This is a genomic window from Variovorax sp. UMC13 (assembly GCF_014170375.1).
GTDB lineage: Bacteria > Pseudomonadota > Gammaproteobacteria > Burkholderiales > Burkholderiaceae_C > Variovorax.
Genome location: NZ_LZZW01000015.1, coordinates 225,561 through 236,329, shown reverse-complemented (window position 1 = coordinate 236,329; position 10,769 = coordinate 225,561). Strand labels below are relative to the sequence as shown.

General features: G+C 71.3%; 8 protein-coding genes. 2 read left to right on the top strand and 6 right to left on the bottom strand.

What is annotated here, in order from left to right; all coding sequences use genetic code 11:
* On the bottom strand, positions 1-233 hold a 233-nt coding region (locus A9977_RS13180; protein WP_183025307.1), incomplete at its 3' end, for a hypothetical protein.
* A 401-nt stretch (positions 234-634) separates the two neighbouring features.
* Positions 635-1,771 (bottom strand): murein transglycosylase A, encoded by a 1,137-nt coding sequence (locus A9977_RS13175; protein WP_183025286.1) that lies wholly within the window; start codon positions 1,769-1,771, stop codon positions 635-637.
* Between A9977_RS13175 and A9977_RS13170 the strand changes: the two genes are divergently transcribed.
* Positions 1,770-1,916: a hypothetical protein gene (locus A9977_RS13170; RefSeq protein ID WP_183025285.1), complete on the top strand. Its 147-nt coding sequence runs from the start codon at positions 1,770-1,772 to the stop codon at positions 1,914-1,916. The genes A9977_RS13175 and A9977_RS13170 overlap by 2 nt on opposite strands.
* Before the next feature lie 242 nt (positions 1,917-2,158).
* The gene (locus tag A9977_RS13165) at positions 2,159-2,806 is read left to right on the top strand and encodes an OmpA family protein (RefSeq protein WP_183025284.1); all 648 of its coding nucleotides are present in this window, start codon (positions 2,159-2,161) and stop codon (positions 2,804-2,806) included.
* Between the two features lie 11 nt (positions 2,807-2,817).
* Here A9977_RS13165 and A9977_RS13160 read toward each other — a convergent pair whose 3' ends face one another.
* The 4 genes from A9977_RS13160 to A9977_RS13145 form a co-directional block, all read right to left on the bottom strand.
* Complete coding sequence (locus A9977_RS13160) at positions 2,818-3,444, bottom strand: response regulator transcription factor (RefSeq protein ID WP_183025283.1); 627 nt, start codon at positions 3,442-3,444, stop codon at positions 2,818-2,820.
* Positions 3,445-3,802: 358 nt separating this feature from the next.
* The gene (locus A9977_RS13155) at positions 3,803-5,821 is read right to left on the bottom strand and encodes a nitrogen regulation protein NR(II) (RefSeq protein ID WP_183025305.1); all 2,019 of its coding nucleotides are present in this window, start codon (positions 5,819-5,821) and stop codon (positions 3,803-3,805) included.
* Positions 5,822-5,861: 40 nt separating this feature from the next.
* The gene (locus A9977_RS13150; protein WP_183025282.1) at positions 5,862-6,686 is read right to left on the bottom strand and encodes a carbon-nitrogen hydrolase family protein; all 825 of its coding nucleotides are present in this window, start codon (positions 6,684-6,686) and stop codon (positions 5,862-5,864) included.
* The gene (locus A9977_RS13145) at positions 6,683-10,753 is read right to left on the bottom strand and encodes a YhdP family protein (protein WP_183025281.1); all 4,071 of its coding nucleotides are present in this window, start codon (positions 10,751-10,753) and stop codon (positions 6,683-6,685) included. The genes A9977_RS13150 and A9977_RS13145 overlap by 4 nt, the downstream gene beginning before the upstream one ends.
* Positions 10,754-10,769 lie beyond the last annotated feature (16 nt).

The following is a 10,769-nucleotide window of genomic DNA, read 5'->3' as shown; positions in this document are numbered from 1 at the left end:
GCCATAACACCACTCAAAATCCCGAGTTCAACGATCTGATCGCAGCGCGCCTGAGCCGTCGCAAACTTTTCGGCCTGCAGGGCGGCGCCGGCCGTGCCCACGCCCAGGCCGAAAAGTTTGCGACGGCTCAGGCGCGCTGCGATCAGATCGTTGAACTCGGGATTTTGAGTGGTGTTATGGCCGATGTCGTCTGGATCGATCGAAGGCGCCGCAGTCAGGGTCTTGGCATTCATGTGCACTGTCTTTCGTGGGTTGAGCGGATCAGCCCGCGACCATAGGCAGCCGCGATGACAGGGCAGAGAAAGTCATGTGTCAGTTCGATGAAAGCCGGATCACGGCACTGTGACCATGACATCCATGTCACGGCCAGGAACGCCGCGGCATCGGCGCCACTGTGCCGCTGGCGTCGCTCATTCAGGGGGAAGCGCCGCAGGCGCATCGGGGGTGGTCCAGCGACACCGCGGAACCGGCTGGGGCCGGGCCGCCGGTGTCGCCCCGCGAGGGGGAGGCGCCGAAGGCGCATCGAGAGTGGGCCAGAGACACCGCAGAACCGGCTTCGCCGGGCTGCAGGTGTCGCCCCCTTGAGGGGGAGGGCAAGCGGACACGAAGTGCCGCGCCGCCTTCGGGGGTGGGGCTACTTCGGCCAGAGCGCCCAGAGGCGCAGCGGCTGGTTCACCGTCGCCGCCAGCTTGCCGGCCTCGAGCCCGGTGCCCGCGAAATAGTCGGCGCGCACGGCGCCCAGGATCGCGCTGCCCGTGTCCTGTGCCACCACCAGCTTCTGCAGCTGCACCGACGGGCCCGGCGAGGTCAGCCAGACTGGCGTGCCGTAGGGGATGCTGTCGCGGTCGACCGCGATCGAGCGGCCGGCCGTCAGCGGCACGCCTTGCGCGCCGCGCGGGCCGAAGGCCGCATCGACATCGCTCAGCGTCTCCTCGCGGAAGAACACATAGCGCGGGTTGCTCCACATCAGCTGCGAGACGCGCTGCGGGTTCTGCGCGACCCAGGCCTTGGTGTCGTCGGGCCAGCGGCTCACGCGGCCCGCGCCCTGGTTGATCAGCCATTGCTGGATGCTGCGGTAGGGCTGCTCGTTGGTGGCGGCGAAGGCCACGCGCACCGTGTGCTGTCGGCCGTCGGGCTCGGTCAGGCGCAGCCGGCCCGAGCCCTGGATGTGCAGCATCATCGCGTCGACCGGATCGGCCATCCAGGCGATCACGCGGCCGCGCAGCGCGGCCTGCGCCTCGGGCAGGGTCTCGATCTGCTCGCGCGTGAACCAGGGCCGCTTGGGCACCAGGCCGACCGGCGTGGCGTGGATCGGCACGTTGAACTGTGCGGTCGGCTGGCGCGAAGCCTCGTAGACCGGTTCGTAATAGCTGGTGAGCTGGCCTTCGCTCTGGCCCGCGAGCGATTCCACGCGGTAGGGCTGCAGGCGCTCGGTCATCCACTGGCGCTGCGCGTCGGCGTCCGCGATCGCGAGCCGGCGCACGTCTTGGCACAGCGGAGCGAAGGCTGCGTTGGGGCGCGCGCAGTTCGACACCATCGCGTCCCAGCCTTCGTGGGTGGCGTCGTCGTTGAAGCCGGGCAGTTCGGACCAGGCCACGGGCACCCAGCGGCTCTTGGGGTGCGCCAGCGATCCGGTGAGCGGACCCAGCACCGGCGGCGGGCTGCCGGCAATGGGCGGGGAAGTCGTGGGGGGGATGCGCGTGCCGGTCGAGCAGGCTGCGAGCATTGTTACGATGGCCGTCACCACCAGCCACCGGAGTCCTTTTGTCATGGGTCTGATTTTGCTTGAAGCGCTCGGCGCCCTCGTGCTGCTCGTCTTCATCGTGTGGTGGACCATGTTCTCGGGCCGCAAGGGCGGCGAAATCGACCCGGCGCACAAGGCCGAGGCCCCGGAAGACACGCCGCCACGCGGCTGAATGTCACGCTTTCCCTGTCGGGCGAGGCCGCATCGTATCGTGAGGTAACTGCGGAGTTGCTATTGATTTTGTAGCTGAAAAGCCTTTGTTTTCAGGGCTTTCAGGAGGATCGAACCCCCGGATGGTTACATGCCGAGACGCCCGCCGCGGCCATCGGCCCCTGCTTTCATCGGGATAATTGACCGACATCCCGCGGCAGATCATGCTGCGGCGTCTCTCAACTTCGATCGAAGGAAACCGCCATGAAGAAACTCGTACTCGCCACTGCCGCATTCGCCGTCGTCCTGACCGGCTGCGCCGGCATGAGTGACACGCAACGCAACACCGGCATCGGCGCCGGCGTGGGCGCGCTGGGCGGCGCCGCCATCGGTTCGGTCACCGGCGGTCGTGCCGGCACCGGCGCGGCCATCGGCGCGGGCGTGGGCGCACTGGGCGGCTACCTCTGGTCGCAGCGCATGGAGAACCAGAAGCGCGAGATGGAAGCCGCCACCCGCGGCACCGGCATCGGCGTGACGCAGACCGCCAACAACGAGCTCAAGCTCGCGATCCCGAGCGACGTGTCCTTCGACACCGGCCGCTCGGCCATCAAGGCCAACTTCGCCCCGGTGCTCAACCAGTTCGCCAACGGCCTGCGCAACAACCCGAACGCCGAAGTGCGCATCATCGGCCACACCGACAGCACCGGCAGCGACGCCATCAACAACCCGCTGTCGGTCGACCGTGCCGCCAGCACGCGCGACTACCTGATCGCCCGCGGCGTGCCGTCGAACGCCTTCCGCATCGAAGGCCGCGGCTCGCGTGAACCGATCGCCGACAACAACAGCGACGCCGGCCGCGCGCAGAACCGCCGCGTCGAGATCTACGTCGGCGAGCGTTCGCCCCAAGGCTGATCCGGCGGCTCTCAGAGGCCCCGCAGCAGGTTGGCCAGTTCCACGGCCGACCTGACGTCCATCTTCTCGAACAGCCGCGCGCGGTGGACCTCCACCGTTCGCACGCTGATCGACAGCTGATCGGCGATCAGCTTGTTGGGCAATCCCTCGACCACCAGCTGCATTACGTCGCGCTCGCGGTCGGTGAGTTCGCCGATGCGCCCGCGCAGGGCCTGGCGCGCGGCCTGGGCGTGGACCGCCACCAGCGAGGCCGCCAGCGCCTTCTCGATCCGGTCCACCAGCGCGTTGTCCGAGAAGGGCTTCTCGCAGAAGTCGAAGGCGCCGCGCTTGACCAGGTCGACCGCGGTCGGCACATCGGCATGGCCGGTGAGGAAGATCACCGGCATCGAGTCCAGCAGGCCGCGCTCGGCCAGTCGGTCGAACAGCACCAGTCCGCTGGTGCCCGGCATGCGCACATCCAGCAGCAGGCAGTGCGGCTGCGGCAACGGCGGCATGCTCGTGATGTAGGCCTCGAAGGCATCGGCCGAGGCAAAGGGCTCGCTCGCCAGCCGGCGCGAACGCAGCAGCCAGGCCAGCGCATCGCGCACGCTCGCATCGTCGTCGACGATGAAGACCAGTCCATCGATCAGGGGTTGCATTTCAATTCTCTCCAGGCCGAACGGCAAGCGAAATCCATACCATGAACCCTAGGCCAGGACACCGCGGAACCGGCTTCGCCGGGCCGCCGGTGTCGCCCCCTTGAGGGGGAAGGCAAGCGGACACGAAGTGCCGCGCCGCCTTCGGGGGTGGGCCAGGGACACCGCGGAACCGGCTTCGCCGGGCCGCCGGTGTCGCCCCCTTGAGGGGGAAGGCAAGCGGACACGAAGTGCCGCGCCGCCTTCGGGGGTGGGCCAGGGACACCGCGGAACCGGCTTTGCCGGGCCGCCGGTGTCGCCCCCTTGAGGGGGAGGGGCGCAGCCACACAAAGTGGGCCAGCCCTTCGGGGGTGGGAGCTCCTCATGCCATGGGCAGCGTGAAGCGGAAGATTGTCCCGCGCGGCCGGTTCGGCTCGTACATCAGCACGCCGCCGTGCTGCTCGACCACCGTGCGGCACAGGCTCAGGCCCAGCCCCATGCCGTCGGGGCGGGTGGTGAAGAAGGGCGTGAACAGGCGCTTGGCCACCTCGTCGCTGATGCCGCTGCCGACATCGGCCACCGTGAACAGCAGCCAATGGCGCATGTCGGCCGGCGCGCCCTCCACCCGCAGGCTGCCGGCACGGGCGACGCGCAGCAGCAGCACGCGTTCGCGCAGCTCCGGCATGTCCATGGCCTGCATCGCGTTGCGCGCGAGGTTCAGCAGCACCTGCTCGACCAGCGTGCGGTCGCACTGCGCCGGCGGCAAGCCGTCCTCGAGCACCATCTCGACGCGCACGTCGAGCTTGCGCGCCTGCAGCCGCACCAGCGGCAGCACCGCGTCGAGCAGGGCCTGCGGCGCCACCGGCTCGCGCGTGCGGTCGCGCCGGCGCACGAAGTCGTGCACGCTGCGGATCACCTGGCCCGCGCGGTCGGCCTGTTCGGCGATGCGGCGCACCGCCATCGCGACCTCGGCGTTCTCGCCCTCGGCGCCCTGCAGCAGGTTGAGCGAGCCGGTCGCATAGCTGGCGATGGCGGCAAGCGGCTGGGTCAGCTCGTGGCTCAGCAGCGAGGCCATCTCGCCCACGGTCGCGAGCCGGGCGCTGGCCTGCAGCCGCTCCTGGCTGGCGCGCGAGAGTTCCTCCACGCGGCGCTGTTCGCTGACGTCGATGAAGGCGCTCATCCAGCCGGTCTGCACGCCGTGGGCGTTGATCAGCGGGGCCTCGAAGATCAGCACCGGGAAGCGGGTGCCGTTCTTGCGCATGAACACCGATTCGAAGCCCTCGCGCGGCGGCAGGCCGCCGGCCAGCCGCAGGGTCTGGCGCTTCTGGTATTCGTGCGCCAGTTCGGTCGGCCAGTAGGGCGCTTCGCCGAAGCCCGCGGCGACCAGCTCCTCGGCGCTGAAGCCCACCATCTCGCAGAAGGCCGGGTTGACGTAGGTGATGCGGCCCTGCAGGTCGCGCGCGCGCAGGCCGGTGACGACCGAGTCCTCCATGGCCTTGCGGAAGGCCAGCGTGTCGGCCAGGTCGCTCTCGGCGCGCAGCCGGCGCCGCGTGTCGCGCGCCAGCAGCACCAGCACCGAGACCAGCGCGATCGAGATGGCCGTGACCAGCGCGGTCAGCAGGTTGGGAAACACGTCGGGCGCGGCGCGCCAGCCGTCGACCCGCAGCACCAGCGCGGTGCCGGGCAGGTCGATCAGCTGCTGGGTGCTGAACACGCGGCTGCCGATGCGCCGCGCCGTGCCGACCGACGCGAGCCGCGTGCCGTCGGGTTCGGTCAGCGAGACCTCCTGGCCGCGCCGCAGCGTGGGGGCGACCAGCTCGATCAGCATGTCGCGCAGCGCGTAGGTGGCGATCAGGTAGCCGCCGGCCTCGAGCGGCACGCACAGTTCCATCACCTCGAGGCCGCCGCTCTCGGGCAGCGCGACGTAGTGGCTGGGCGAGTAGGCCGCGCCCTCGAGCTTGTGGGCCGAGGTGCAGGCCAGCGAGACGTCGGCCTGCGCCGACTGGCGGCCGGCCTCGTCGAACAGCGTGATGCGGTAGGGCGTGTCGGCCGCGGCCAGCGTGCGCAGCGCGCCGTCGCGCCATTCGAGCCGCAGCCACTCGCGGTGCCCGCGCATCAGGGCGGCCGACTCGGCGTTCCAGCGCGCGCGGTCGAGTCCGCCGGTGGCGAGCGCATGCAGGCCCTGCACGTTGCGCTGCAGGCCGGCGCGCAGGTCCGCCGCCGCATCGGCGGTGTCGCGGTCAAGCGCCGCCTGCACCTGCTCGGCCTCGTGCCGGCCGGCCAGCCAGACCACGGTGCCCAGCAGCGCCAGCACCAGCAGCGCCAGCAGCACCCAGAGGAACCACCGCTGCCAGACCGAGCGCAGGCTCAGGAAGGCCTGGCCGCCGATGCGGATCGCCAGGCGCGTGGCGAGGTTCTCGCGCGGCACCGGGGGCAGCGTCTCAAGCGGCGGGGAGGACACGGTGCGAGAGGGCGGGGAGTTGCGCGCGTGCCGCGGCGGTGCGCGTGGCGTCGAGTTCGAACAGCACCAGGCCTTCGTCCTGCGCGCGCTGCGCCACCACCGTGCCCCAGGGGTCGACGATCATCGACTGGCCCCAGGTCTGGCGGCCGTTCTCGTGCGTGCCGCCCTGCGCGGGCGCCACGACCCAGGCCAGGTTCTCGATGGCGCGGGCGCGCAGCAGCACTTCCCAGTGGGCCGCGCCGGTGGTGTGGGTGAAGGCGCTGGGCACCAGCAGCAGTTCGGCGCCGCCCTGCGACAGCGCGCGGTAGAGCTCGGGAAAGCGCAGGTCGTAGCAGACCGACAGGCCGATGCGCCAGCGGTGCCCGTCGCGCGAGGGCAGCTCGAAGCTGACGGGCTCGCTTCCGCGGGCGACCACGCGTCGCTCGTCGTAGTGCTCGCGCCCGTTGTCGAAGAAGAACAGGTGGATCTTGTCGTAGCGCGCCACGCAGCTGCCGTCGGGCGCATAGGCGAGCGAGCTGTTGAACACATGGCCGTCGTCGGCGGTCTCGATCGGCAGCGTGCCGCCCACGATCCACAGGCCGAACTCGCGTGCCGCGTCGGCCAGGAAGCCCTGCACCGCGCCGTCGCCGGGCCGTTCGCGCAGCGCGAGCTTGTCGGTGTCCTTGGCGCCCATCACGCAGAAGTACTCGGGCAGCACGGCCAGTTCGGCGCCGGCGGCCGCGGCTTCGGCCAGCAGGTCGTGGGCGCGGGCCAGGTTGGCTTCGCGGGCGATGGCCGACACCATCTGGATGGCTGCGACTTTCATGGCCGGTTCTCCTTCTGTGCTTCGTTCACGGGCGTGCTGCGGCGGGGCACCTTGGTGATCTTCGGGTCGGCCCAGGTGCCTTCGATCTCGAACTCCTGCGTCGCGGCGGCGGCCAGCGGCTTGCTCAACAGCATCTGCGCGAGGAAGGTGCTCAGGCCGATCACCGGGTTGATCGCGGTCGCGACCAGCGAGGCGGTGCCGGCGTTGATCTCGGGCACCACCACCACGCGCAGGCTCTGCGTCTCGCGCGCCAGGTCGGCCGAGCCGTCCATCAGCGCGGCGGCGTTCACGCCCTTCATCTGCAGGTTGTTGGTGCTGGCCACGCCGCGCGCGATCTTCGCATCGCCGCGCACGAAGTCGAAGGCGAAGCCGTCGCTGAACACGTCGCGGAAGTCGAGCGTGAGCCGGCGCGGCAGCGCCTGCAGGCTCAGCACGCCCAGCAGCTTGGCGAGGCCCGGATCGGCCTTGAGGAACTGGCCGCTGCCCACGTCGATGTGCAGCTGGCCGTTGAGGCTGGGGTAGTCGAGCGACAGCGGCGAGCCCTGCCAGTCGACCTCGCCCTCGAGCCGGCCGCGGCCGTGCCGGATCACGTCCTTCATGTTGAAGCGCGCGAGCAGCGCGCCCGCGTCGGCCATCTCGAGCTTGAAGTTCATCGCGGTGCGGCGCCGCGCCGCGTCGTTGCCGGCCCAGGTGCCCTGCGCCGTGAAGCTGGCCTCGGGCATGGTGAAGGCCAGCTTGTTGAGCCGCCACTCGCGCCGCGCGCCGCCGCGGTTGACGGCGTCGATCTCGGCCCGGCCCAGGTGCCGGCCCAGCAGCTCGAAGTCGTCGACCACGATGTCCAGCGCCGGCAGCGCATCGGGTTGCTCGTCGAGCAGCGACTCGACGTCCTTGGCCTCGCTGGCCGCGATCTTCAGGCGCGACAGCCGTGCGTAGATGCGGCCGTCCTGCGATTGGCGGTACTCCGCATAGCCGCTGAGTTCGGTGGCGTCGATGTTGGCCCGCCACAGCGTGCCCTCGCGCGAGCCGCCCAGCACCACGTCGTGCAGCGTGCGGCCGCCGCCGATGCCCAGCGCCTGGGCGCGCACCGCGAGGGAGGTCGGCAGGTAGGCCGAGGGGTCGCCGCCGCTGGCGCCGGTGTCGACCGCGTTGCCGGTGGCTTCGCCGAACAGGGCCTGCCAGGCCGGCAGGTCGAACTGCGCGAGGTGCAGCGTGGCCAGCACGCCGCGCTCGGGCGCGGTGGCGGTCTCGCCCTCGGGCAGCCCGACGCCGATCGCGCCCTGCAGCACGCGCGGCTCGGCGCCCGAGATGTCGCGCACGTAGTAGGCCGAGGCGACGCGGCCCAGGCCCAGCGCGATGCGGTCGTGCAGCAGCGGCGCGGCGCCCGCCCGGGCCTCGCGCAGCACCACCTTCTTCTCGATCTGCAGCGGCATCGCCTCGTCGGCGCTCTTGGCCAGCGGGGCGGGCAGGGCCAGGGCCAGGCCCTGCAGGCTGCTGTTGACCGAGAACTCCGGCGTGCCGTCGCGCACCGACAGCGTGGCGCCGTAGCTGGTGCCGCCACTGGCCTTGGCCGCCACCCGCGGCAGCCACTCGAGCTCGTGCACGGCGCGCAGGCCTTCGGCCGTCACGCTGCCCTGCGCCCTGAAATTCATCTCCGGGCTGGCGCCCGCGTAGCGGCCACGGCCTTCGACGCGCGTCTCGCCGCCGGCCAGGCGGCCCTGCACCCCGCTCAAGGTAAAGCCGGTCTCGGTGAAGCCCAGCGTGCCGCGGACCTGCGACACGGTCGGCGCTTCGGGCGCGAGCTGCAGCTCGTTGCCGGCCAGCACCACGGTGGACTGCACCTTGGCCTTGTCCATGTTCTCCAGCGGCAGGTCGAGCTTGAGCCGGTAGTCGGCGTTGCCGGTGGCGCGCACCCGGGCGATGGCCTCGGCCGCCTCGCCGGTCAGCGGCGCGCCGACCTTGAGCAGTTCGGCCAGCGGACCCCGGGCCTGGGCATCGACCTCCAGCAGCGGCGCGTGGTGCGCCATGTCGGCGATCTGCACGTCGGCCTGGGTCACCTCGATGCCCGGCGCGCCGACGATGCGCCCGCGCGCATTGCGCACCCGCATGCCGGAGCGCTCGAAGATCAGGTCGCCGGCCACGCCGGTGAGCGCGGGCCAGGGCAGCGCCTTGACCGTGGTGCTGGGGGTGGCAGCGGCCGGCACATAGGCGTAGTCGACGCCCGACACCTTGGCCGCGATGCGGAACTCGCCGTCGCGCGGGTCGTTGAAGGGCACGTCCCAGAGGTCGCCGCGGACCTTGAAGTCGACCGTGCTGGCGCGGCCCTTGGTCACGCTCTGCTGCACGTAGTCGCGCGTGTGCTTGGGGATCTCCAGCGGCAGGTAGCGGAACACCCGCGTGCCGTCGGCGTTGGTCAGCTGGCCCTGCAGGTCGAGCACGCCGGGATAGCGCGAACGCGCGTGCGAAACCGCCGGGTCGCTGGTGCGCCAGCTGGCGCGCGCCTCGCCGGTGGCGTCGGCGTTGGCGAAGCGCAGGTCGTTCACCTGCAGCTGCGCCTTGGCGCCGTCGAGCTTCCATTGCAACTGGGCCGAGAGCCGGTCGATCGGGATCAGCGGCTCCTCGAACACGCCGGGGAATTCGAGGCTGCCCTGCGCGATCGAGAGCGTGGCCTTGCCGCCGTCCTGGGTGGCATCGAACTCGATGCGGGCGCCGCTCAGGCCGGGCGTGCCCGGATGCGGCATCGCGGCGGCGGCCTGCGGCTTGGCATCGGAGGGCGGCTTGGCCGGCTGCGAGGCCAGGCCCAGTCCGCGCACGCTGCCGGTGGCGCGGTAGTGGTGCGGCGCGTCGAGCGCGCCCTGCCAGCCGAGGTCGAGGCGCTCCACCACGCCGCGCGGCGCATAGGTGGCCAGCGCCTGGTGCGTGGCCTCGCCCAGCGGCAGGCGGCCGGCGATCAGCGCCAGCGCGGCCAGGTCGAGCGCATCGGCCTTGAAGGCGCCGCGCTCGGGGCTGCGGCCCTGGGTGGGCGTGTGCTGGAACCACAGGTTGCCGCCGGGCCAGCGCAGGCCGTCGGCGGCGGTGAACTGGAGGGCCGTGGTGGAGAACTCGAGCGTCTTGTCGTTGAGCCGGCCCGCGAGCCGGCCGGTCACGCCGCGCAGCACCAGCGGCTCCAGGCCGGTGTCGAGCGAGGCGTCGATCTGGTCGAGCGCCAGGTCGGTGGCGCCGCCGACGATCTGGCCGTTGCGCACGTCGGCCCAGGCGCGCAGGCCGCCGCTGCCTTCGCGGATGCGGGCGTCGAGTGCCACGTAGCGGCCGAGCCGGCGCACGTCGATGTGCGGCAGCTCGGCGTACATCTGGCCGGTCCAGCTGTGCCAGTTGCCGCGGCGCACCGACAGCAGCGGCTGGCGGAACTGGCCGCGCAGCGTGAAGCGCTCGCCCCAGCCCTCGGGCGGCGTGGCGTCCAGGCGCAGCGCATGGCGGCGCCCGGCGTTGCGCGCGACGAAGCGCACGTCGGTCAGCATCAGGGGTTCGGCCTGGCGGCGTTCGTCGGTCCAGCGCACCGTACCGCCCTCGATCACGAACTCGCGCTGGGCGAAAAACCAGTCGGCGCCGCGGGTCTCTCCGCTGGTGTCGGTCGACATGTCGAGCCCGGCCACGTGCAGCTTGCCGAGCGCGTCCAGCCGCACCTCGAGCTGGGGTTTCTCGATGTAGAGCTGCTCGAAGTTGAGGTGCCACAGCGAGCGTGGCGAGACGCTGGCCACCACCCGCACCAGCCGCAGCGCTTCGCGCTGCTGGGCATCGAGCAGCACCACGTCGCGCAGCTCGAGCACCGGAAACAGGGTGCCGGAGCGCGCGCGGATGTCGCCGATGCGCACCGGTACCCCGACGGCACGGGAGGCCTGCGCCTCGATGGCCTCACGGTAGTCCCCGATTCGCGGCACAATCCAGCCGTGTAGGACAACGACCGCCAAGGCGAACAACGACCACGCGGCAATCAACAGACCCAGCAGCCATCGCGCCATGACAGCGGTGAACTTGAGCAGCTTGGAAGGATGGGACGCCGTGTCGTTCATTGAGGATCGCGCTGTG